General features: G+C 66.5%; 18 protein-coding genes and 1 pseudogene. 11 read left to right on the forward strand and 8 right to left on the reverse strand.

What is annotated here, in order from left to right:
- The first annotated feature begins 84 nt into the window (after positions 1-84).
- A complete protein-coding gene (locus GobsT_RS23300) occupies positions 85-1,245 on the forward strand; it encodes a hypothetical protein (RefSeq protein WP_010035719.1) in 1,161 nt (386 codons plus the stop codon).
- Positions 1,246-1,299: 54 nt separating this feature from the next.
- Here the strand turns inward: GobsT_RS23300 and GobsT_RS23305 are convergent, their stop codons facing one another.
- Entirely contained in the window at positions 1,300-2,955 is a 1,656-nt protein-coding gene (locus GobsT_RS23305) for a hypothetical protein (protein ID WP_010041857.1), read from the reverse strand.
- A 280-nt stretch (positions 2,956-3,235) separates the two neighbouring features.
- On the reverse strand, positions 3,236-4,054 hold the full coding sequence (gene pstB / locus GobsT_RS23310) for a phosphate ABC transporter ATP-binding protein PstB (RefSeq protein ID WP_010041862.1): 819 nt from the start codon (positions 4,052-4,054) through the stop codon (positions 3,236-3,238).
- Positions 4,055-4,291: 237 nt separating this feature from the next.
- Here pstB and pstS point away from each other — a divergent pair, with 237 nt between their 5' ends.
- A complete protein-coding gene (gene pstS / locus GobsT_RS23315; protein ID WP_010041866.1) occupies positions 4,292-5,353 on the forward strand; it encodes a phosphate ABC transporter substrate-binding protein PstS in 1,062 nt (353 codons plus the stop codon).
- Positions 5,354-5,422: 69 nt separating this feature from the next.
- Entirely contained in the window at positions 5,423-7,282 is a 1,860-nt protein-coding gene (pstA, locus tag GobsT_RS23320; RefSeq protein WP_010041867.1) for a phosphate ABC transporter permease PstA, read from the forward strand.
- Between the two features lie 291 nt (positions 7,283-7,573).
- Here the strand turns inward: pstA and GobsT_RS41190 are convergent, their stop codons facing one another.
- From GobsT_RS41190 to GobsT_RS39885, 3 genes are read right to left on the reverse strand one after another with little or no spacing between them, the layout of a single operon-like run.
- On the reverse strand, positions 7,574-7,672 hold the full coding sequence (locus tag GobsT_RS41190; protein WP_417936344.1) for a hypothetical protein: 99 nt from the start codon (positions 7,670-7,672) through the stop codon (positions 7,574-7,576).
- Complete coding sequence (locus GobsT_RS39880; RefSeq protein ID WP_010041868.1) at positions 7,656-8,111, reverse strand: hypothetical protein; 456 nt, start codon at positions 8,109-8,111, stop codon at positions 7,656-7,658. Before GobsT_RS39880 ends, GobsT_RS41190 begins: the two co-directional genes overlap by 17 nt.
- Complete coding sequence (locus GobsT_RS39885; RefSeq protein WP_010041869.1) at positions 8,099-8,440, reverse strand: hypothetical protein; 342 nt, start codon at positions 8,438-8,440, stop codon at positions 8,099-8,101. The genes GobsT_RS39880 and GobsT_RS39885 overlap by 13 nt, the downstream gene beginning before the upstream one ends.
- A 311-nt stretch (positions 8,441-8,751) precedes the next feature.
- Here GobsT_RS39885 and GobsT_RS39890 point away from each other — a divergent pair.
- Positions 8,752-8,871 (forward strand): annotated as a pseudogene (locus GobsT_RS39890) (transposase); the annotation flags it as partial.
- A 303-nt stretch (positions 8,872-9,174) separates the two neighbouring features.
- On the opposite strand, the gene GobsT_RS38925 reads toward GobsT_RS39890, so the two are convergent.
- Complete coding sequence (locus GobsT_RS38925; RefSeq protein WP_029600972.1) at positions 9,175-9,372, reverse strand: hypothetical protein; 198 nt, start codon at positions 9,370-9,372, stop codon at positions 9,175-9,177.
- A gap of 550 nt (positions 9,373-9,922) precedes the next feature.
- Here GobsT_RS38925 and GobsT_RS23345 point away from each other — a divergent pair.
- The 5 genes from GobsT_RS23345 (at position 9,923) to GobsT_RS23365 (ending at position 15,404) form a co-directional block, all read left to right on the forward strand.
- Positions 9,923-10,681, forward strand: a complete 759-nt coding sequence (locus tag GobsT_RS23345) for an OmpH family outer membrane protein (protein ID WP_148087847.1) — start codon at positions 9,923-9,925, stop codon at positions 10,679-10,681.
- Between the two features lie 94 nt (positions 10,682-10,775).
- Entirely contained in the window at positions 10,776-11,759 is a 984-nt protein-coding gene (locus GobsT_RS23350) for a UDP-3-O-acyl-N-acetylglucosamine deacetylase (protein WP_109571477.1), read from the forward strand.
- Positions 11,760-11,813: 54 nt separating this feature from the next.
- Positions 11,814-12,914 (forward strand): Gfo/Idh/MocA family protein, encoded by a 1,101-nt coding sequence (locus GobsT_RS23355; protein WP_029600973.1) that lies wholly within the window; start codon positions 11,814-11,816, stop codon positions 12,912-12,914.
- A gap of 946 nt (positions 12,915-13,860) precedes the next feature.
- Entirely contained in the window at positions 13,861-14,895 is a 1,035-nt protein-coding gene (locus GobsT_RS23360) for an AAA family ATPase (RefSeq protein ID WP_010041884.1), read from the forward strand.
- Between the two features lie 53 nt (positions 14,896-14,948).
- Positions 14,949-15,404, forward strand: coding sequence for a hypothetical protein (locus GobsT_RS23365; protein ID WP_148087848.1), 456 nt, complete (start codon positions 14,949-14,951; stop codon positions 15,402-15,404).
- A 121-nt stretch (positions 15,405-15,525) separates the two neighbouring features.
- On the opposite strand, the gene acs is transcribed toward GobsT_RS23365, so the two are convergent.
- Complete coding sequence (acs, locus tag GobsT_RS23370; RefSeq protein WP_010041890.1) at positions 15,526-17,475, reverse strand: acetate--CoA ligase; 1,950 nt, start codon at positions 17,473-17,475, stop codon at positions 15,526-15,528.
- 113 nt (positions 17,476-17,588) lie between these two features.
- On the opposite strand from acs, the gene GobsT_RS23375 reads away from it, so the two are divergent.
- Together GobsT_RS23375 and GobsT_RS23380 are read left to right on the forward strand one after the other, a co-directional pair.
- A complete protein-coding gene (locus GobsT_RS23375) occupies positions 17,589-18,470 on the forward strand; it encodes a carbon-nitrogen hydrolase (protein ID WP_010041892.1) in 882 nt (293 codons plus the stop codon).
- Between the two features lie 103 nt (positions 18,471-18,573).
- Complete coding sequence (locus GobsT_RS23380) at positions 18,574-20,844, forward strand: glycoside hydrolase family 2 protein (protein WP_010041893.1); 2,271 nt, start codon at positions 18,574-18,576, stop codon at positions 20,842-20,844.
- A 187-nt stretch (positions 20,845-21,031) separates the two neighbouring features.
- On the opposite strand, the gene GobsT_RS23385 is transcribed toward GobsT_RS23380, so the two are convergent.
- Positions 21,032-22,273, reverse strand: a complete 1,242-nt coding sequence (locus GobsT_RS23385) for an NAD(P)/FAD-dependent oxidoreductase (RefSeq protein ID WP_010050105.1) — start codon at positions 22,271-22,273, stop codon at positions 21,032-21,034.
- Positions 22,274-22,358 lie beyond the last annotated feature (85 nt).

A 22,358-nucleotide genomic window follows, 5' to 3' on the forward strand; every position in this document is an offset into this window, starting at 1 on the left:
GGGTACAGTTCCTCGGTCGTTCAACGCATCGTCACGGCCGCCGCCCGGTTCTCCTCGTTCCGGGATGCCGCCGAGGCGGTGCGGATGACCGGGGTCACGATCAGCGACAACCAGGTGCGCCGACTGGCTCACGAGGTCGGGCACGAGTTGATCGCGCGGCGCGATCGGAAGGCGGTCGAGCACCGGCGCCGCCAGTTAGAGCCGCGGACCGCGGTGGTGCCCGTGGCCGTGGTGGTCGAGGTCGATGGGGGGCGCATCCGCACCCGCGCCGCGGGCGCCGGCCCGGGTGTTCACGAGGCCCAGAACAAGGAGGACAAGGTGGCGTGCCTGGCCACCCTGAGTGGCCCCACGTTCGCCACGGACCCGTGCCCCGAGCCGCCCGAGTCGTTCCGCTGCCCGCGCCGGGTGCGGCGCCTGGTGCAGCAGATGAAGGGCCCGGCGGGCGAGGTCGCGCCCCCGGAAACCGTGGACGAATCGACGCCCCCGGTGCCGGCCGGGGAACCCGAAGGGGCCGAGCGGTGGTCCCCGACGCGGTTGGTGCGGACGTGCGTGGCGAGCCTGGAGGGGAGTACCGCGTTCGGCCCGATGATGGCCGCCGAGGCCCAGGAGCGGCGCTTCTATGAGGCCCCGCGTCGGGCGTTCGTAGCCGACGGTCAGGCGTACAACTGGACCATCTGGCGCGGGTACTTTGGTGCGTTCGAGCCGATCGTGGATTTCCTGCACGCGGTGTGTTACGTGTTCTCGTCGGCCGCGGCCGTGAGCCCCGATGAGGCGTCGGGTTGGTCCCAATACGTGGCCTGGATGCGCGCGTGCTGGCAGGGTCGCGTTGGAGAAGTGCTCACCGAACTGGATCAGTGGCAGGCGCGGCTGGGTGAGCCCCCACCGGGTGAGGCGGCGACGGCCGAGGAGCGCCGGGACCCGCGCCGGGTGGTGGCGCACGCGCGGACCTACTTGGGGAACAATCGGGATCGCATGGCGTACCCGCGATACCGGCGCAACGGGCTACCGACGACGAGTAGCTTGGTCGAGTCACTGGTGGGCGAGATCAACGCCCGGGTGAAGAGCACACAGAAGCATTGGACCCGGCCCGACGGTGCCGAATCGATCCTGCAACTGCGGGCCGCCGTGCTGAGCCAAGACGACCGGCTCCCACGGTTCTTCGCCGAACGGCCGGGCTCCTCGTTCCGCAAACGAGATACACTCTGCCACAAATCAGAGGGTGCCACAGCACAAACCGTGGCGTGACCTCGAGGGCAAGCTCTTGCCCTCCCACTGTGACCGATGCCGCTAATCACTCGCTTACTGGTCTTTGAGTTCCATATCGAGACTGCTGGCGATACCGCGAACGATCGGCGCGGTGGGCTTACGCGGCTGCTGATACCCCCACATCGTCTGAAGCAGTTCGTACCCCATCAGTGCGCCGACGAGGGTGAACAGGAGCGCCGGGGCCAGGAACAGCACCGGCACGATACCCCACTGCGCCGTCGGCGCCCCAGCCCCGGCGGGCACGACCTCGTCTTCTTCGTCCTCGTCGTCTCCGCGGCGGCCCTTCGCCCCCTTCAGCGCTTTCGACGCCGACGCGTCGTCCTCGTCGACGGCGATCTCGTCGGACAGGTCCACATCGGCGTCGTCCGCGACCGGTCGCTTCTTACCTTTCGCGGCAGGAGCAGGCTTCGCTTTGGGGCGGGGCTTCGCCTCGGCCTCTTCCTCGTCCAGCAGCACGACCTCGCTGCCCGAATCTTCCTCGGCGGCCACGTCGCTGTCGTCCATCGCCAGCTCGAAATCGGACTTCTCCAGGTCCGTGTCCGACTCCAGCGCGACCGCCTCTGACCCGGACTCGTCCGGCATAGCCGGGATCTCGAAGTCGGTCTCGAAAATGTCGCCCTTGTCCTCGCCTTGAGTCGCGCCGTCCAGAGCGGCCTGTTCGAGGGACCCGCCGGAGTCGTCCAGTGTCAGCTCGAACTCGCTGTCCGAGTCCGAATCGAGAACCAGTTTCCCCGACTGCGGGGCACCCAGTTTCGTGCTCGACGAGACCGCGGAGGAATCGAGGGACAGTTCAAAGTCCAAATCCGATTCGTCGCTTTCGCTGGCTTTTCGGGCCTTCGACTTCTCGCCCGGCTTGCCCTTTTCGAGCGAGATGCCGCTGTCGGCCGGGCTGCTCAGGTTGATCCCGCTGGGGCTGCTCCGGGCCGGTCCGCCGGCTTTCGGCATGCTCCCTAGATCCACCTCGTCGCCGGCTTCGGGGGCGATCGGGAGGTCGAAATCGTCACTGTCGGCGTCCAGGCTCAGCTCGAACTCGCTGCTGTCGTTGGAGTCGTCGGCCTTGCCACCCTTGCTGGCGTCTAGCCGGCTGGACGATCCGCCGCTCTTCGGTGCGGACAGTTTGGCCGAGCTGCCACCCTTGATGACCGCGCTTCCGGGGCCGCTGAAGTCCAGCGCGAGTTCTTCCGTGGGCACGGCGGCCTCGTCGGTCCCCTTCGGCTTCTTGGGCTTGCCGCCGTCGAGCCGGACATCGCTATCGGACCCCGACGAGCTGTCGGACATCGACCGTGGCGCCTTCCCCGGGGTCAGCTTGCTACTGGATTTCGGCTTCGTGGGTGCGGGCTCGTCGGTGAGCGAGAACACTTCGTCGTCGCCGGCCCCGAAGTCGAGGGCGATTTCGTCCGCAACGGGCTTCTTGGCCGGCTTCTTCTTGTCTTCGAGCCCGGTCACCTTGAAGTCTTCGGAGCCCGGCTCCGAGTCGTCGAGCGGGGCCATCGGGAGCGCGTCCTCGCTGGCCATCCCGAGCTGGCGGGACAGCTCTTCGATCGCGGTCACCTTGAAGCGGACGGTGGAGCCGTCCCGGATCTGGCTAAGCTTCTTGAAGTCCGGGTCCGTCTGGAGCTTCTTCTTCATCTCCGCCGTCGTCAGACCGAGCCGACCGGCGGCTTCTTCGAGGGTGTACGTCTGCGCCATAAGTGGGACTCGCGGCGACGGTGAGGGTGCGTGGGTGCGGTGCGCCCGCGCGAACCGCGGGCATTAACCATGATTGTAAACCGTGTGTGAGCGGACACAAGTGCTGCTTGCGCTTCATGATGCCGAGCCGCGCGGCGCCACACGCGCAAGCCGCACAACCGGGCCGCGAGAGTTGGTGCGACCGCGCCAGCCGGACATCGTACTCGGGGATGAGGGGAAACGGGGCTCAAGTTTGGTGCGCGCGGTGCGACGGGCGGCGGGTGTGAGGTGCGAGCCGGGCTCACCCGAAACGGCCGGTGATGTAGTCCTCGGTCTGCTTCTCGCGCGGGCGGCGGAACACGTCGTCCGTCGGTCCGGCTTCGACCAACCGCCCTTCGAAGAAGAACGCCGTTTGGTCCGACACCCGGGCCGCCTGCTGCATGTTGTGGGTCACGATCACGATCGTGAAGTGGCGGCGCAGTTCGGCGATCAGGTCCTCGATCGCCTGCGTGCTCTTAGGGTCCAGCGCGCTGGCCGGCTCGTCCATCAGGAGCACCTGCGGGTCGGTCGCCAGCGCCCGCGCGATGCACAGCCGCTGCTGCTGCCCGCCGGAGAGCTCCAGCGCGCTGGTCCCGAGCCGGTCCTTCACCTCGTTCCACAGCGCCGCCTGCTTCAGGCACCGCTCCACCAGCGCGTCCAGCCGCGCGCGGTTCCGCTCGCCCGCGAGCCGCGGCCCGAACGCCACGTTCTCGTAAATCGTTTTCGGGAACGGGTTCGACTTCTGGAACACCATCCCCACGCGGCGCCGCAGGTCCACCACGTCGAGGTCCGGCCCGTACACGTCCGCGCCGTCCAGCAGCACCTCGCCGGTCAGCCGCGTGCCGTCGACCAGATCGTTCATCCGGTTCAGCAGCCGCAACAGCGTGCTCTTGCCGCAGCCGCTCGGGCCGATGAACGCCGTCACCGAGCGCTCCGCGACCGACAAGTTGATGTCGAACAGGGCCTGCTTGGCGCCGTACCAGAAGTTGACCCCGCGGACGGTCAGCTTGTTGCGCTCGGCCGTGGTGAAGGCGGCCCCGACCGTTTCGGCGGCGGCCGGCGCAATCGACGTCAGTGGCATGATGCACACGGGTGTAGGATGACGAACGAAGGAACACCCGGTGTTTTAACCTGTCACGGTTAAGAAACGGAGTAGATGACGTGTCGATGTCGTGTCGAATTTGCGAAGGCGTGTGAGAGCATAATTGGTGTCACCGTTCCGGCGAAGTTGTCCGCGTTAACACAACCTTCACACCAGCGACAGCGGCTCTTTGTAGGTAGAGTGTGGGTAACCCGCCAACCGTTCTCCGGGGCATCTATGCGCTCGTTCACGCTCGTTCCGCTCGCCCTCGTGGCCGCGATCGGTGGGGTCGTGCTGGTTAGCGGCTGTGGCAAATCGGACCCCCGGGTGTCCGCCGGCGGCGCCACGTTCGTCGACCCGATCATGCAGAAGTGGGCCGCCGAGTACAAGGGGGTCAAGAAGGTCGAGATCGATTACGTCGCCAAGGGGTCCGGGTACGGGATCACCAACGTGACCGGGCGGATGCTCGACTTCGGCTGCTCCGACGCCCCGATGAACGCCACCGAAGTGAAGGCGGCAAACGAAGCCGGCGGCGAGGTGGTTCACGTGCCGGTCACGGTCGGCGCGGTGGCGGTGATCTACCACCTGCCCGAGGTACCCGGTCTGAAGCTCTCGGGCGAGGTGATCGCGGACATCTACCTGGGCAAGATCAAGCAGTGGGACGCCCCGGTGATCAAGGCCCTCAACCCCGGCGCGAACCTGCCGGGCACGAACGTCGTGTTCGTGTACCGCGCCGAATCGAGCGGGACGACCAACATCTTCACCGAGTACCTGAGCAAGCGCAGCGCGGAGTTCGCGAAAGCGCCGGGTACGAGCAAGAGCCCGAAGTGGCCGGCCGTTGGCGTTGGCAAGGAAGGTAACGACGGGGTGGCCGAGCACGTGAAGAACACCGCCGGCGCCATCGGTTACGTCGAGCTGGCCTACGCGAAGAAGAACAACATCACGTTCGCCGCGCTCACGAACAAGGCCAACAAGCCGGTCGCGCCCGACGCCGCGTCGGTGACCGCCGCCGTCGAGGCCGCGATGAAGGTGAAGGCGGATCGGGAGCCGTACACGCTGCACCCGCTCACCTTCTCGTTCACGGACGCCGAGGGCGACGCGGCGTACCCGATTGTGGGCGCGAGCTACGCGATCCTGTTCAAGAAGCTGCCGAAGGACAAGGGGCCGGCGGTCGTCGAGTTCCTGAAGTGGGCGGTGGCCGACGGGCAACAGTACGCGAAGGACCTGGACTACGCGCCGCTACCCGCCGAGCTGACGAAGAAGGCCCAGGAGTTGCTCGGCACCGTGACCTTTGAGTGACGCCGGCAGACCCAAGGAGTGAAGAGTTTTGACGGGACCGATGCAAAATTCTTCGGAACACCACACCGCATGAGCACCACCGCTCCCGCCCCGCGCCGTTCGGCCCGCTCGTCGCTGGGGGACCGCACCTTCCTCGGCCTGGGACAGGCCGCAGGCGTGTTCGTTCTGTCCGTCGCCGCCGCGCTGCTCGCGGTGCTGGCCTATCAGGCATGGCCGGCCCTCTCGAAGCTCGGCGAACTGAAGGTGCTGACCAGCGCGGACTGGAACCCCGACGGCGGGGCGTACGGCGGGCTGCTCTTCGTTTACGGCACGGTCGCCACGTCGGTGATCGCGATGCTCGTCGCGGTCCCGCTCGGGGTCGGGGCGGCGGCGTGCCTGTCGGAACTCGCGCCGGCGCGGGTCCGGCAAATATCTTCGTTTCTGCTGGAACTGCTCGCGGCGATCCCGAGCGTCATCTTCGGCTTCTGGGCGCTCGAGTTTCTGGCCCGGCGCGGGCTGGCCCCGGCCTTCGACCTACTGGGGCTCCGCCACCAATCCGGCGAGGGAATTCTCGCCGCCGGGCTCGTGCTGGCAGTCATGATTCTGCCTTACGTCACGGCGCTCAGCTTTGACGTGTGCCAGGCGGTGCCCCGGTCCCAGCGCGAGGGGTCTCTGGCGCTGGGGGCCACGCGCTGGCACACCATTTGGAAGGTGGTGCTGCCTTACGCGCGGCCAGGAATCATCGCCGCGTGCTTCCTGGCGCTCGGCCGCGCCGTCGGCGAAACGATGGCGGTGACGATGGTGATCGGCAACGCCCAGCACCTCGATTTCTCGGCCACGGCGACCGGCGACACGATCCCGAGCATTATCGCCAAGCAGCTCCACGAAACCACCCCCGGCACCCCAAAACGTCCGACGCTCATCCTCTTGGGTCTGCTGCTGCTCGTCATCACCATCGTGATGAACGCCGCCGCCCGCCTGCTGGTGCGCTGGGCGTCCAAGCCGCACCTCGTGCGCACGCGCGAGGTCGAACTCAGCGACGCCCCGCCCCCCGACCCTGCGGCGGCCGCCGCGCAGGTGACCCGCGCGAGGACGCGCGCCGCCCTCACGGACCGGGTCATGACCGCGGTGCTGTGGGGCTGTCAGGTGCTGACGGTGGTCCCGCTGTTCCTGATCCTCGGGTACATCACGTACAAGGGGGCCGACAAGGTCACCGCGGCGTTCTTCACGAACCTGCCCCATGAGCGGCCGCCGGGACTGTATCACGCGCTCGTCGGAAGTGTGACGCTGGTCGGGCTAGCGTCCGTGTTCGCGGTTCCGATCGGGCTGATGACCGGGGTGCTGCTGAGCGAGTACCGCAAGAGCCCGCTGGTCGCCCCGGTGCGGTTCGTGGCCGAACTGCTGGGCGGGGTGCCGTCGATCGTGATCGGGGTGTTTGTGTACGCGCTGCTGGTGTCGCCGTTCTGGCTGGCGCCCGGTCAGAAGCCGTGGGGGTTCTCGGCGTGGGCGGGGGCGTTCGCGCTCGGGGTGATGATGCTGCCCGTGGTGATCCGCTCCGCGGAGGAGGCGATGCGCCTCGTCCCCAACAGCCTGCGGGAGGCGAGCTTCGCGCTGGGCGCCAGCCGGCGCCAGACCGTACTCAAGGTCGTTATCCCCGCCGCCCTTCCCGCGATCACCACGGGCGTACTGCTGGCCGTGGGCCGGATCGCCGGGGAAACCGCTCCCCTGATCCTGACCGCGCGCGGGTCACAGTACCTGGCCAAATCGCTTTCGGACGCGACCCCGTCGCTACCGTACTACGTGTACGAGTTCGCAAAGCGTCCCGACGAAGCCAGCAAGAACCTCGCCTGGGCCGGGGCGTTCGTTCTGGTGTTGGTGGTGCTGATGCTCAACGTCGGCACGCGCCTTGTAGCCGGGAAGCGCGTCGTCGCCGCCGCTCGGGCGGATTGATCAGTCGTGCCGCGGTGATCGTCACGTTCTCCGCGACCGCGACCGGATAACAACACCGACCGCAGCCGGTCATCGTGTATCGGTTGCTGATACTCATGAGGTCAAGGGGCGCGGGCAATCGGCACACCGTGAATGCCGCTCGCTCGGCCGCCGGCGCTGATAGGTTAAAGTGTGGGCCGGCGGACGTACTTCGCGTGGTCGGTTTTGCGCTATCGGCACACCTCACGTCTTCGGCGCTGTTGCGGTGTCTCAAGCCGCGTCCCGTTCGGCCTTCGGCACCAACGCCGGGGTCTAAGTCGCTCCTTCTGGGAACCGGTGATACACGGTGCGGCGTGGGGACGGAATCTCGATGCCGAGTTCGTCGAACCGGTTCTTAATCCGGCGCAACATCTCCCTCTTGACCGGCCACTGCTTGAGCGGGCGAGTCTTGAGACCGGCCCGCCCCGCACCGCCGCATGGCCCGCAACCCGACGGCCGGGACACCGGGTCGGGGCTTCCGCCCGCGGACCACCGCGGGGATCACGAACGGCACGTCCCGGGACGGGAGCAATCGCATCACCGCGATCGTAAAGAAGGCCTCGTCCAAGAGCGCCACACGGATCGTAACTCCTGCGGCGGCGAGTCGATCGAGCAACCGGGTCGGGATCTCGGTCATGGGCTCCTTCTCGCCCACCGTGGTCACCCCGACCGTATACCGATCCGGTCCCCCGACGAGACATGCGGTGGCGTACGTGTGGAAGTTGTGGGGGCCGCCCGCCTCCTTGGACCGGGTCGTGTCCCGGTTGGGTTTCCCGAAGTAACCCGATCCGGTGGTAGTCAATGGCCACATGGGCCGTCCGCTTGCGCGCCCCGAGGGGGGGCGTGGAGGGCCGGGAGCAACCACCGCTCGAGGGTCCGCCGCCGGTTGGGCCGGGCCAGGTACAAGCCGTCCCAAACGGCTTGCCCGGACGGGGCCTGGGCCACGGCGGCGCACGCGGCCGCGACCGACCGGGCGAACGCGGCCGCGAACAGGGTCACCCGCCACACCACCTCCGGGGTGCACGTGGGGCGCCGCTTGGGTAACGGAACGGCACGACCGAGCCAGTCCGTGAGCACCGGGCGCGGATGCACCGTGGCGTGACCCGGGGTTCCTCGGATCGACTGATTCGTGGGCCGCATGGGGGGCTCCGGAAATGGAGGCGTGGTAACCACCATTAACCGGCAAACCCATGCGGCCCGCTATTCCTAAATCGCCGCCAACTTGAAACTACTGGGATCGCGATCCCATGTGTCGCTCCTACCGGTTGGAATGCCGAAAGGATCAGACCAAAATACCCAATCGCCGTCCACCTTCATTCTGGACCAAAAATATGACAATTTCCACACACAATTTACAGAATATTAGTTACTCCAGAAGATCGCGGCCGAGGGCCTGGCTTGCTCGGTGATAGTGGTCCTGGACAACGCCCGATACCAGCGGAACAAGGTGGTCCTGGCTCTGGCCGCAGAATTGCGGCATCCGACTGCTGCTCCTGCCGAGCTACTCGCCCAACCTGAACCTGATCGAGCGGCTGTGGGGGTTTGCCAAGCGGCGGAGCGTGTACGGCTGGTACCACCCCGACTTCGCGTCGTTCCGGACCGCCATCGAGGCGACCCTCGCCGGCATCCCGACCACTCACGCCACGCCCTGAAATCCCTCATAACTCTGAAAGACTAGACACCCTAATACATGTCGCTTATTTACAAATAGATTAAAACATAACGTTATGAATCCGCTCCTCACCAACTGTTGATACGCGGCCGCATCACCTGTGAACTCCTACGGAAGAATTATTGCTCGGGGCGGAACGGGCTGCGCGGTTCGGGCTCAAACTGCCAGATGCCGGGGGTCCGGAGTTTCACTCGTCAGCCACTCACTCCTTCGGCACCTCCACCACGAACTCGAAGATGTGCTCCTTCCCGGGTTTCACTTCGCGCTCGATGCCGGACATGTCGGGGCGCGCCAGTTTCGTTGGAAACAGTGACGCCGGCCCGGATGTCGGAGTTGGAGCTGGAGTCAACGCGACCCGATACCAGCCCGGTGGAATCTCGGCCGCTTGATCGAAGCTCAAAGCGTAGGCTCCGTCGGGTCCGGTTTCTGCGTAAGCAGCTTTGCCAGCCCCGCCGCGATCCGGGTGCGGCGTGAACACCACCAACCCGCCCGCTACGGGTTGCCCGTTCAATAAGACGCGGCCCCGCACGGTCGCAGGACTCACCTGCGGGGCCGACGAGTCACACCCCACAACGAGCGCAGAGGCGAAAAAGGGCACGTAAAAAGTCAGTTTCATAAGGTTTAAGTCCCGCCGACGGCCGACTCCTGCCCAAATTGACATCGACCGAATTGCCCACGCCGGTTTAAGGTGTCGCGGCCTCGTAACCTTAGCGCGTTGATTTCACGCCAAATACTCGCGCAGGCGGCACCTGCCCTTAGCATTGACGCCCCCGAAATGATTGGGTATCTACGCTCGCCACGGCACCTGAGAGAAATGCGGACGGCACGGCCGAAAGCGATGATTCGCACGGCTTTAACGCCCGTGTTACCTGTGCAGCGAGCCGAGGAGGAGCGGCCGCGGGGACCGGAACCCCTGCGGCGCCCGGAGCGGATTCAAGGAGGAGTGAACAGTGAAGAGGACGTGGATGCTCCTGTCGGGGTTGCTCGGGGTCGCGGGCACGGTCGGCCTCGCCAGCGCCCAGCCCCCGGCCCCCGGCGCCGCCGCGCCGCCCGCCGGCGCCCCTGCTGGCGCTCCGGCCACACGGCCGACGGTCGCGGTGTTCAACATGGCCGGAGTCATGCGCGACTTCGGGCAGGCGAAATACCAGGTTCACCTGCTCAACACGCGCAAAAACGAGATGTCCAAGCAGTTGCTCGGCTGGCGCGGCGAGTACATTCAGATCCAGCAGGACCTTCAGAAAAACCAGAACCCGCCGGACAAGGAGCAAAAGGTCCAGCGCATGCTCGCGCTGAGCCGCGCCATTGAGGACGAGGACCGCAAGATCAACAAGCAGCTCAACGACGACGCCAGCGCGATCATTTCGGACCTCTACGACAAGATCAAAATGGTCGTGGACAAGACCGCCGAGATGAACGGCTACCACATCGTGTTCGCCTACCCCGACGCGGTGACCGCCGAAGAGTTGAAGAGCCCGTACATCAAGGAGCTGAAGCTCAAGCCGCCGGCGGCCCAACCGTTCTACGTGGCCGGCCACGCGGACATCACCGGCATCGTGGTCAAGACGCTCAACACGTGGTACCAGCCGAAGGACGCCCAGGGCAACGTGATCGACGTGAGCAAACTCGACATCCCGGCCCCGGCCCCGGGCAGCAGCGGCCTGCCCGGCGGCAGCGCGCAACCGCCGGCCGGCGCGCAACAGAAACCGTAACGGCCCGACCGGTACCGGGTTCCGGGTCGGAGACACGGAATGCGGAACTTGGGGCTCATTGAGCGGCGGTCACGGTGCCGATAGTGAGGGCACCGTGACCGTCCCGAACCGCAACGCGGCTCTCACCCGATTCGGAACGGTTACGCCAGGGAAGGCGGACATCGTGCGCGTCATCGGCTATCGCCACCAACGAACTATCAACGCGCCGGCGACCGTCGAGGGCGTCGGGTTCATCACCGGCTCGCGCGTGCGGTTGCGGTTCCTGCCGGCCGCGACGGACACCGGGGTCGCGTTCCGTCGCACCGACCTGCCCGGCTCGCCGACCGTCCTCGCCCGCGCCGCCGGCGTGAGCGGCACCCAGCGCCGGACCACCCTCGGCCAACATAACACCACGATCACGCTCGTCGAGCACGCGCTGGCCTCGCTCGCCGGGCTTCGCGTCGACAACTGCTTGGTCGAACTCGACGGCCCCGAGCCGCCGGGACTGGACGGCTCCGCCGCGGGGTTCGTGTCGGCGCTCGCGGAGGCCGGCACGGTCACGCAGTACGCCCGCCGGCCGATCTACGGCCCGACCCACCCGATCATTGTGCGCACCCCGGGCGCGACGCTCGGGTTGCACCCCGCGCCGGGCACCGAGCTGCGGATCAGCTACCGGCTGGACTACGGCCCGGGCGCGCCGATTCTGCCGCAGACGCACACGCTCGCGGTCACGCCGGACAGCTTCGTCGGCGAGATCAGCCGCTGCCGCACGTTCCTCACCGAGGCCGAGGCCGGTGGGCTGCGCGCCCAAGGGGTCGGAAAGCACCTCACGGGCGCGGACCTGTTGGTGTTCGGCCCGCGCGGCCCGATCGACAACACCGTGCGGTACGCCGACGAACCGGCCCGCCACAAGATCCTGGACCTGATCGGCGACCTGGCGCTGTGCGGGTTCGACCTCGCCGGGCACGTGGTGGCGTACCGGTCTGGGCACTCGCTGAACGTGGAACTGGCCCGCGCACTGGCGTGCGCGGCCGCCGGCCCCGAAGCCCGCAAGCCCTCCGGGCGCATAGTCGGCAAGCCGGCCCACCGCGCGGCGTGAGGCTGCCGACTTCGACCTTACGACCTTCGACTCTACGACTTTGACGGGTGCGACATGGATCGTTTGCGGATGGCGGTGATCGGCGTCGGACACTTGGGCCAGCACCACGCCCGCATCCTCGCGAACATGGCGGACGTCGATCTGGTCGGCGTTGTCGATGCCAACGTCGAGCAGGCCCGCGCAATCGCCACCAAATTCGGCACCACCCCGTTCGGCGACATCCGACCGCTGGTCGGAAAGGTCGACGCGGTGAGCGTGGTGACCCCCACGATTCACCACCACGCGGTCGCGTCCACGTTCCTGAAGGCCGGGGTGCCGGTCCTGGTGGAAAAGCCGATCTGCCGGACCGTTGCCGAAGCCGACGAACTGATCGACCTGGCGGACAAGGCCGGTGTGCCGCTCCAAGTGGGCCACATCGAGCGGTTCAACCCGGCGTTCGAAGAACTCGTCAAGCGGCCCATCCGCGCCAAGTTCGTCGAAGCCGAACGGCACGGACCGTTCACCGGCCGCTCGGTTGACATCGGCGCCGTGCTCGACCTGATGATCCACGACCTCGACCTGCTCCTCGCCCTCGTCGGCGGGAAGGTGATGCGGGTGTCCGCGGTGGGTGCGGTGGTGTTCGGCGGGCATGAGGACATGGTTAACGCCCGGCTGGAGTTCGACAACGGGTGCATCGCGCACGTGACCGCGAGCCGCATCACCCGCCACCCGAAGCGCCGGCTCCGCATCTGGGCGCCGGAGGGCTACGCGGGCATCGACTTCGTGACCCGCAAGCTCGCCCTGGTGCAGCAGAGCGAAGAGGTGCGCAAGCACGGCCTCTGCGTCGAATCGCTCGACCCCCTGTCCCGGGCGCGCCTCAAGGACGAGGTGTTCGGGCGCTACTTGCAGGTCCTCAACCTCGACGGCGACCGCAAGCAGGACCAGCTCACGGCCGAGCTGCGCCACTTCATCGACTGCGTGCGCACCAACACGACCCCGCGGGTGACCGGGGTCGACGGGCGTAACGCGCTGGAACTCGCCGAGCGCGTGCTCGACGCGCTGCGGGTCCACCCGTGGGAAGGAACCCCGGCCGGCCCGCACGGCCCCGGCGGGTTGCCGACCCCCGCCGGCTTCCTGTTCCCGCCGATTCAGCTCGCACGTCCCGAGGCGGCGTAGCGATCGCCGCGACGCACACGAGAACGAGCGTTCGGCGCGATCCTCCGGCGCGCCCTTCCCAAATGCTACCACTGTCGGCACTCCGATCATTTCCGCACCCATTTCCATGCGTGCGGCAGTATTGGAAGCTTGGGTTACCCGCGGCCGCGTCAAGAGCATCGGGTTCCCGTTCTGAAGCCGCTTATCAGTAAAATCTGTTACAGTAACAATTTGCGTCGTGCTCTTTGGATCGCGCCCGCCTCGGTCTTCATCCATCCGAGGAGTAATTCGAGTTTTGCCGGCGCGATTCGGTGGTAGCGGCCGGCCAGCCATCCGGTAGCGAATCGGTAGTTCTCGCACCAGCGAATCGCCCGTCCGTACCCCAGCAGTCCACTCTCATACATGAGCCCACCTGCGGTGTCGCTTTTCTTGACGAGCCGCGACCGCCAGGGAGCGGGATACGTGGCACCGCTCCCTGGCGGTCGCGGCTCGTCAAGAAAGCGGCAGTATTACCGGGTACGTGTATCAGGCCAAAGGTGTAACCCCCGTTACACTCGTTCCTAAAGAGCTTCTTCTGGGCACTCAGACACGTACCCGGTGATACGGCCGCAGCGCTGTACGGCAAAAAGATCACGTTCCCTGGTTCGGTCTCGCGCGACTTCGCGTAGAGGTCGAACCCGAACGCATTGTTGCAGTCCGCAACCGCTTGCATATCGCCCGATTACTCGACTGGCGTTGCGGTTTTGCGGGTCCACGTCCACCAGATGCCGCACGCAGTCACGACCGGCAGAACCGCCCCCACAACCAGCAGTCCCTTGCGCATCGGTCCGCCCTTCGGGTGGAACGGCCGGCCCTGCCGGCGAAGATCACCAATCACTACCCAACCGATGGCAGCCGCGTGTCAACGGTTTGCGCGAGTTGGTAAAATGCCGGTCTCGTGCTTCAACCGCCTTCAGGAGCCGCACCGGTGGCACAGGACCGCTTCACAGAGTACCTTAACCAGTTTGCGGCCGACCGCGCGGCCATGCTCGACCAGCTCCGCACCGTCGTCGTCGGGCAGAGCGAAGTCATCGAACAGGTTTTGGCCGCCATCTTCACCCGCGGGCACTGCCTCCTCGTCGGCGTTCCGGGCCTCGCCAAAACCCTGATGGTCAGTTCGATCGCCCAGATCCTGAACATCCAGTTCAAACGGGTACAGTTCACCCCCGACCTGATGCCCTCGGACATCACCGGCACCACGATCCTCGACGAAACGGCCGAGGGGAAGCGCGAGTTCCGGTTCGTCCGCGGCCCCATCTTTGCGAACATCGTTCTGGCCGACGAAATCAACCGGACCCCGCCGAAAACGCAAGCGTCGCTGCTGGAAGCGATGCAGGAGCGTCAGGTGACGGCCGGCCAGGAGTCGATGAAGCTGCCGGAACCGTTCTTCGTGATCGCGACCCAGAACCCGATCGAGCAAGAGGGCACCTACCCACTTCCCGAAGCCCAACTCGACCGGTTCATGTTCAACGTGAAGGTCGGCTACCCCACGCTGGAAGACGAGCGGCTCATCGTGGAGATGAGCACCCGCCCGGAGAAGCCCGAACTCACGAAGGTGCTCTCGGCCGAGCGCATCCTGGCCTGGCAGAAGTTGGTGAAGAAGGTCGAGGTTCCGAACTTCGTTCACGACTTCATCGTGAAACTGGTCCGGGCGACGCGCCCGAAGGAGCCCGGCGCCCCGGACCTCATTAAGCGCCTGGTGGACTGGGGTGCCGGCCCCCGCGCGGGCATCTTTCTCGCTCAGGCGGGTCAGGCCTTCGCAGCGATGGACGGCCGCCCGAGCGTTGCCATCAACGACATCAAGAAGGCGGCGATCCCCGTGCTCCGGCACCGCGTCAGCGCGAACTTCCAGGCCCAGGCCGAGGGGCGCAACAGCGACGACATCGTTGCGGAGCTGCTGAAAATCGTCAGCGAACCCGAACCCAAGAAGTACGTCGAGAAAGAGAAAGGTCGGAAGGCGTAATGTCGAAGGCCGTCGTGGCACAGGTTTTCGACTCACGCCCCGGGGTTCAACGCATGTGGTATCGCGTATTCGGTTCGTCTCAGACCGAGCCCGCGCCTGCGGGTCTCGCCGAGCACCTCCACGCACTCGGGCTGGCGGTCGAGCCCCACTTCCGGGGCGACGACCTCGGCTGGACCGAAGGTGCGTTGCGCCTGCCCAGCGGCGCGGTGGTGCAATTGTCGCGGTATCTCACGAAAGAGGACGATTTGCGCGACGACCTGAACGCCCACGCGGCCGAGCTGGAAACGATGGAGGGTAACCCACACGCGACACAACTGATGGAACGCGTGATTCAGACGCAGCAGCTCATCACGCTCCGCAAACCGACGGAAGGATCGGACGAAGCGGTCGTGGACCGCACGCTGGAAGAGGCCGCGCGGTTCCTGGCGTCCGCAACTATCGGCGTGTACCAGGCCGACAGCCGCGGGTGGTTCGCGGCGTCGGGCGAGTTGCTGGTCCGGGAGCAGTAATCGTTTCGCCGCGAGTTCGAGTTCGACACACGTCACTTGAACGTTGTCACGTTTCGCGGTCGGTCCACGCGCAGGAGCGGGCTGTCAAGAAGCTCTGACAGCCCGGCAACAACTCATCAGATCACTCGTCGTCTTCGCGGAGCTTGGCGAGCACCGCGAAGTCTTCGAGCGTCGTGGCGTCACCGGTCGTCTGTCGGCCGGCGGCAATATCGCGTAGGAACCGGCGCATGATTTTCCCGCTGCGCGTTTTCGGCAGCGTTTCGCTGAACCGGACATCGTCCGGGCGGGCCAGAGCGCCGATGTTGTGAACCACGTGCGCTTTGAGTTCGGTCTTCAATTCGTCCGACGGGTTGGTCCCCTGCTTCAGCGTTACGAAGCAGACGATGCCCTCGCCCTTCAGATCGTCGGGCCGGCCGACGACGGCCGCCTCTGCGACCTTCGGGTGCTGCACGAGGGCACTTTCGACCTCCATCGTGCTGAGCCGGTGCCCGCTCACGTTGAGCACGTCGTCCACGCGACCCATCACCCAGATGTACCCGTCCTCGTCCTGACGGGCGCCGTCCGCGGTGAAGTACACGCCCGGGTAGTTGCTCCAGTACGTGGCCTTGTAGCGCTCGTCGTCGCCGTAGATCGTCCGCATCATGCTCGGCCACGGCCGCTTCACCACGAGGAACCCGCCGGAGCCCGCGGGCACGGGATGGCCCTGCTTGTCCACCACCTCGGCCTGGATGCCGGGCAACGGTTTGGTCGCGCTGCCGGGCTTCGTGGCGACCGCCCCCGGAAGCGGCGAAATCATGATCGCGCCGGTTTCCGTCTGCCACCACGTGTCCACAATCGGGCACCGACCGCCGCCGATCACGTTGTGATACCAGATCCACGCCTCGGGGTTGATCGGCTCGCCCACGCTGCCCAAGAGCCGCAGCGACGACAGGTCGTGGGCCTTCGGGTGCTGGTCGCCCCACTTGATGAACGCCCGGATCGCGGTCGGGGCGGTGTAAAGGATGGTCACCTTGTACTTGGCGACGATCTCCCAGAACCGGTCCTCGCGCGGCTGGTTCGGGGCGCCTTCGTACATCACCACCGTCGCGCCGTTGCACAGCGGACCGTACACGATGTAGCTGTGGCCGGTGATCCAGCCCACGTCGGCGGTACACCAGTAAACGTCGTCTTCCTTGATGTCGAACACCCACTTGTGCGTGAGCGAGGTGCCGAGCAGGTACCCGCCGGTGGTGTGCAGCACGCCCTTCGGCTTGCCGGTGCTACCGCTCGTGTAGAGGATGAACAGCGGGTGCTCACTGTCCAGCTCCTCCGCCGGGCAGTCCGCGCTGGCGTCGGCGACCAGGTCGTGCCACCAGACGTCGCGCCCGGGCTTCATCTCCACCGCGGTGTTGCACCGGTTCAGCACCACGCACTTCTGGACCGACGGCGATTTCTCCAGCGCGGCATCGACGTTCGCCTTCAGCGGGACCACCTTCCCGCGGCGCCAGCCGCCGTCCGCGGTGATGACCAGCTTCGACTGCGCGTCGTTGTTCCGGTCGGCGACGGCGTCCGCCGAGAACCCGCCGAACACCACCGAGTGCATGGCCCCGATGCGGGCACACGCCAGCATCGCGACGGCGGTCTCCGGCACCATCGGCATGTAGATCGTGACGCGGTCGCCCTTCCCGACCCCCAGCCCCTTCAGGGCGTTGGCGAACTTGCACACCTCGCGGTGGAGCTGCTGGTACGTCAGGGTGCGCGTGTCGCCCGGCTCGCCCTCCCACACGATGGCGGCCTTGTTGCCGCGGGCCGCGAGGTGCCGGTCGAGGCAGTTGAAGCTGGCGTTGATCGTGCCGCCCACGAACCACTTCGCGTGGGGGACGTTCGTCCAGTCGAGAACGGCGTCCCAGGGCTTGAACCAGTGCAGCGACCGGCCCTGCTCCGCCCAGAACCCGTCGGGGTCCGACTTGGCCCACTCCGCGAGCCGCTCGCGCTCCGCCGCGTTCACATTCGCCTGGGCGACAAACTCTGTCTGGGGGGGGAACTGCCGCGTTTCCTTCAGCACACTCGTGATGTTCTTGTCGGTCGACATGTCCGGGTTCCTGGTCTTTCGTCCGGCGGGAGGGAGTGTCGGGTCCGGTTCGGTATAACACACCTGCCCCCGAGCACCAAGTATGAAGAGGCCCGCCGAGGACGAATCCACCGATGACGAGTGACACCTTTACCATCGCCGCCGTGCAGATGAGGATCAGCCCGGACCGCGACGCCAACCTCGCCAACGCGGAACGCGCCATCGCCGAGGCCGCCCGGCAGGGCGCGCAGGTGGTGTGCCTGCCGGAGCTGTTCACCGGCCACTACTTCTGCCAGAAGGAAGACATCTCCCTGTTCGACCTCGCGGAACCGATCCCCGGGCCGAGCGAGGACCGGCTGGCGAAAGCGGCCAAGGCGAACAAGGTCGTTGTGGTGGGGTCGCTGTTCGAGAAGCGGATGGCCGGGGTGTACCACAACACCGCGACGGTCCACGACGCGAGCGGCCAGTTGCTGGGCATCTACCGCAAGATGCACATCCCGGACGACCCGCTGTTCCTGGAGAAGTTCTATTTCACCCCCGGGGACCTCGGGTTCAAGGTGTTCCCCACACCCGCGGCGAAGGTGGGCACCCTCGTGTGCTGGGACCAGTGGTATCCGGAGGCGGCGCGGCTCACCGCGCTCCAGGGCGCGGAGGTGATCTTCTACCCGACCGCGATCGGCTGGCACCCGCGCGAGAAGGAGGAGTTCGGGGCCGCGCAGCACTCCGCCTGGGAGACGAGCATGCGGGGCCACGCGATCGCCAACGGCACCTACGTGTGCGCGGTCAACCGCGTCGGGCACGAGGTCATCGTGGGCGAGGGGCTGGAGTTCTGGGGCGGATCGTTCGTCAGCGACCCGTTCGGGCGAGTGCTGAAAAAGGCCAGCTCCGACAAGGAAGAGATCCTGGTGGTGACGTGCGAGCGAAAGCTGATGGAAGACGTGCGCCGCAACTGGCCGTTCTTCCGCGACCGCCGCATCGACGCTTACAGCAACATCACCAAGCGCGTCGCGGACTGACCCCGCCGTTCCCATTTCCACAGCAGGGAAAGGGGGGCAGGCGTTACAGGCGCCTGCCTCGGCCCCGGAACCTGACTTCACTCTCCCGATGCGAGGTTCATTCATGCGATACCGGCTCCTCCCCGCAGTCGCCCTGCTGCTCTGCTCCCCGGTCGTGGGCGCCGACTGGAAGCCCGCGCCCGCCCCGCTGATGACCAAGTGGGGCAAGAAGGTGACCCCCGAAAACACCTGGAAGGAGTACCCGCGCCCGCAACTGGTCCGCAAGGAGTGGCAGAACCTCAACGGGCTCTGGGACTACGCGATCACCAAGAAGGACGCCCCGAAACCCGAGACGTGGGACGGCAAAATCCTGGTCCCGTTCTGCGCCGAGAGCGCGCTCAGCGGGGTGGGCAAACCGGTCGGGCCGGACGACCGGCTCTGGTACCGCCGCGAGATCGACGCGAGCGCCTGGAAGGGCCGGCGGGTGATGGTCCACTTCGGCGCGGTGGACTGGCAGGCGACGGTGTGGCTGAACGGTAAACCGCTCGGAACCCACACCGGCGGAAACGACCCCTTCTCGTTCGACATCACCGACGCCCTCAAGGACGGTAGTGGTGAACTGGTCGTTCAGGTCTACGACCCGACCGACTCCGCGACCCAGCCGCGCGGCAAGCAGATCCGCAACCCGCACGGCATCTGGTACACGCCGGTAACCGGCATATGGCAGACGGCCTGGATGGAGCCGGTCGCGAGCGACGCGCACATCCGCGGCGTCCGCGTCACGCCCGACATCGACAAGGGCGAAGTGGAGTTCGTCGTCGACGCCGTCGGGATGGGTAGTACGGTGGACATCGGGGACAAGACGGACACCGGGGTGAAGGTGCGCGCGACCGGCAAGCCCGGCGAGCCGATCCGGCTGAAGGTGGAGAACCCCAAACTGTGGACGCCCGATTCGCCGCACCTCTACGACGTCACGGTCCTGCTCCACTCGGACGCACGTGACAGTACAATCGCCGACACCGTGACCACCTACTTTGCGATGCGCAAGATCAGCGCGGCGAAGGACGACAAGGGCGTGCTGCGGCTGATGCTCAACAACAAGCCGCTGTTCCAGTACGGGCCGCTGGACCAGGGCTGGTGGCCGGACGGGCTGCTCACCCCGCCGTCCGACGAGGCCATGAAGTACGACCTCGAGGTGCTGAAGAAGCTCGGCTTCAACATGCTCCGTAAGCACATCAAGGTCGAGCCGGCCCGCTACTACCGGTACTGCGACGAGATGGGGCTGCTCGTGTGGCAGGACATGCCCAGCGGCGGCGTGCCGTCGCGCGGCCATCTCATCCCCCCGGGCGCGAAGGAGGACGCGAAGTTCGCCGACGCCGAGAAGAAGGTGTTCCGCGACGAACTCAAGGCGATGATCGACCACCTCCGGTTCTTCCCGTCCATCGTCGTGTGGGTGCCGTTCAACGAGGGCTGGGGCCAGCACGACACCAACGACATCCTGAAGTGGACGAAGCAGTACGACCCGACCCGGCTCGTCAACGGCCCGAGCGGCTGGGAGGACCGCGGGTTCGGCGACATGAAGGACGCGCACATCTACCCGGGGCCGGGGATGTTCCCCGTGATGCCGGACCGCGTCAGCGTGCTCGGCGAGTTCGGTGGCCTGGGGCTGCCCGTGCCGGGGCACCTGTGGAAGAACACCAACAATTGGGGGTACCGCACCTACAAGACCGAACAGGAGCTGCGCGACAACTACCGGGTCCTCATGCGCCGGCTGCACCCGCTCGTCGGCAAGGGGCTCGCCGCGGCGGTCTACACCCAAACCACCGACGTCGAAGTCGAGGTGAACGGCTTCATCACCTACGACCGCGAGGTCATCAAGTTCGATGTCGCGGAGACGGCCAAGTGGCACAAGGCCCTGTACGACCCGGCGCCCGAATTGCGGGACATCGTCCCGACCTCCGAGGGAACGCCCCAGAAGTGGCGGTTCACCACCGACAAGCCCGCCGCCGGCTGGGAGAAGCCCGACTTCGACGCCGCGAAGTGGACCGAGGCGAATGCGGGGTTCGGCACCAAGGGCACGCCCGGTGGCGTGATCCGCACCGAGTGGAAGACCAACGACATCTGGCTCCGCCGCGCCTTCGACCTGAAGGAACTGCCGGCCGGCGAAATGCAGCTCAGCGTACACCACGATGAAGATGTGGAGGTGTACATCAACGGCGTGCTGGCGCTCCGGGCGTCCGGGTTCACGACCGGCTACACCGAGTACGACCTCACACCGGAAGGGCGCAAGGCGCTGAAGGCCGGGACGAACGTGATCGCGGTTCGCTGCAAGCAGACCGGCGGCGGGCAGTACATCGACGCCGGGTTGGTCGAATTCGTCCCGCCGAAGAAGTAACCGACAGCACGATCGTGTCTTGCGTGCGGGCCGCGAACGGCCCGCACGCAAGACACGACTCATTTGCGGTCTGTTGATATCTCTTTTGGCTGTTGTCGTGGCACAGACATTCCTGTCTGTGCAGCCTTCTCACGCTGCACAGACAGGAATGTCTGTGCCACAAGAAGCAGACAAAACCAGCCGTGAATCAGAACCGTCGGAGCGAGTACGGGGCCGGGTCGATGTGCGTCTTCCCGCCCCCCAGCATTTCGGCCACCAGCTTCCCGGTGGCGGTCGCCATCGAGAGCCCGAGCATGTTGTGCCCGGCGGCGATCAGAACGTTGCTCATGGCCGGTGCGAAGTCGATCACCGGAACGCTGTCGTAAGTCATCGGCCGCCAGCCCCACCACTCCTCTTGCACCGGTTCCGCCAGCGGGTCGCGAAGGTACAGCTTCGCCCCCTCCGTCAGCAGTGACAGGCGGGACCGGTTCAGCGACTCGTCGTAGCCCCCGAACTCCATCGTGGAGCCCAGGCGGTAGCCGCTCGCGAACGGCGTGACCGCCACCCGGTGTTCCTCGAAAATGAGCGGGTACTTCGGGCACACCGCCGGGCGCGGCATGGTGATCGAGTACCCCTTCCCAGGCTGGATCGGCACCCGGCACCCGAGTTCCGCGTTGAGCTTCGGGGTCCACGCGCCGGTCGCGATCACGAACTGGTCCGCGGCAACCTCACCGGAAGCGGTTTTGACCGCCGCCACCGTGCCGTTCCCCTTCACGAATCCCGTGAAGGCACAGTTCTCGCGGATCTCGACGCCGAGGCCCGTGAGCACGCGCTTCAGCTCGCTCATCAGCCGGTCGGGCCGCAGGTGCGCGTCGGATTCGTAGAGGTAACCGCCGGCCTGACCGGGGTTGAGGGCCGGTTCGAGTGCGGCGAGAGCCGCGGAATCGAGTGGGCGCGCGGGCATGTTGAACTCGCGCGCGAGCATTTCGTTCGTGTGGGCGTAGTGTTCGAAGTGCTTCGGCGTCCGGAACACGAAGAGTAGCCCCTTCGTTTCCCACTCGCACTCCAGCCGCTCCGTTTCGACCAGTTGCTCGAACAGGGACCGCGACGAGTTCAGCAGCGCCTGGATGGCCCGGCCGGCGGCCATCATGTCGCGCGTATTGCACCGCCGCGCGAACCCGAGGAACCAGCCGAGGTTGGCGAGCGCCACGCCCGGGCGCACTTTGAGCGGCGAGTTCCGCTGGAACAGCGTTTTCAGCGTGGACCCGATCGCCCCCGGCCCGGCGAACGGCAGCACGTGACTCGGGGACACGTACCCACAGTTCGCGTGCGAGCTGCCCGAGCCGAAGCCCTTCTGCTCGACGATCACGACCTGTTTCCCGGCCTTCGCCAGCGCGTACGCACTGCACGCCCCGACGACCCCGCCGCCCACAACAACCACACGCCGCATACGCCCTCCACAACACGCCAAGAGTTTCCGACGGGCTCACGGGACGAACGCGCGGACCGTCTCCACAGATCTTTCTATCCTGTGG

The sequence above is a fragment of the Gemmata obscuriglobus genome, from assembly GCF_008065095.1.
GTDB classification, from domain to species: Bacteria; Planctomycetota; Planctomycetia; order Gemmatales; family Gemmataceae; genus Gemmata; species Gemmata obscuriglobus.

Bases quoted from the DNA above. Each gene is read 5' to 3' on its own strand.
- GobsT_RS23300 (WP_010035719.1), top strand. From the start codon at position 85: ATGACCGGGGTCACGATCAGCGACAACCAGGTGCGCCGACTGGCTCAC.
- GobsT_RS23380 (WP_010041893.1), top strand. From the start codon at position 18,574: ATGCGATACCGGCTCCTCCCCGCAGTCGCCCTGCTGCTCTGCTCCCCG.
- GobsT_RS39880 (WP_010041868.1), bottom strand. From the start codon at position 8,111: ATGTGGCCATTGACTACCACCGGATCGGGTTACTTCGGGAAACCCAAC.
- pstA (WP_010041867.1), top strand. From the start codon at position 5,423: ATGAGCACCACCGCTCCCGCCCCGCGCCGTTCGGCCCGCTCGTCGCTG.
- GobsT_RS23385 (WP_010050105.1), bottom strand. From the start codon at position 22,273: ATGCGGCGTGTGGTTGTTGTGGGCGGCGGGGTCGTCGGGGCGTGCAGT.
- pstS (WP_010041866.1), top strand. From the start codon at position 4,292: ATGCGCTCGTTCACGCTCGTTCCGCTCGCCCTCGTGGCCGCGATCGGT.
- GobsT_RS23375 (WP_010041892.1), top strand. From the start codon at position 17,589: ATGACGAGTGACACCTTTACCATCGCCGCCGTGCAGATGAGGATCAGC.
- pstB (WP_010041862.1), bottom strand. From the start codon at position 4,054: ATGCCACTGACGTCGATTGCGCCGGCCGCCGCCGAAACGGTCGGGGCC.
- GobsT_RS23365 (WP_148087848.1), top strand. From the start codon at position 14,949: ATGTGGTATCGCGTATTCGGTTCGTCTCAGACCGAGCCCGCGCCTGCG.
- GobsT_RS23305 (WP_010041857.1), bottom strand. From the start codon at position 2,955: ATGGCGCAGACGTACACCCTCGAAGAAGCCGCCGGTCGGCTCGGTCTG.
- GobsT_RS41190 (WP_417936344.1), bottom strand. From the start codon at position 7,672: ATGTTGCGCCGGATTAAGAACCGGTTCGACGAACTCGGCATCGAGATT.
- GobsT_RS39885 (WP_010041869.1), bottom strand. From the start codon at position 8,440: ATGCGGCCCACGAATCAGTCGATCCGAGGAACCCCGGGTCACGCCACG.
- acs (WP_010041890.1), bottom strand. From the start codon at position 17,475: ATGTCGACCGACAAGAACATCACGAGTGTGCTGAAGGAAACGCGGCAG.
- GobsT_RS23355 (WP_029600973.1), top strand. From the start codon at position 11,814: ATGGATCGTTTGCGGATGGCGGTGATCGGCGTCGGACACTTGGGCCAG.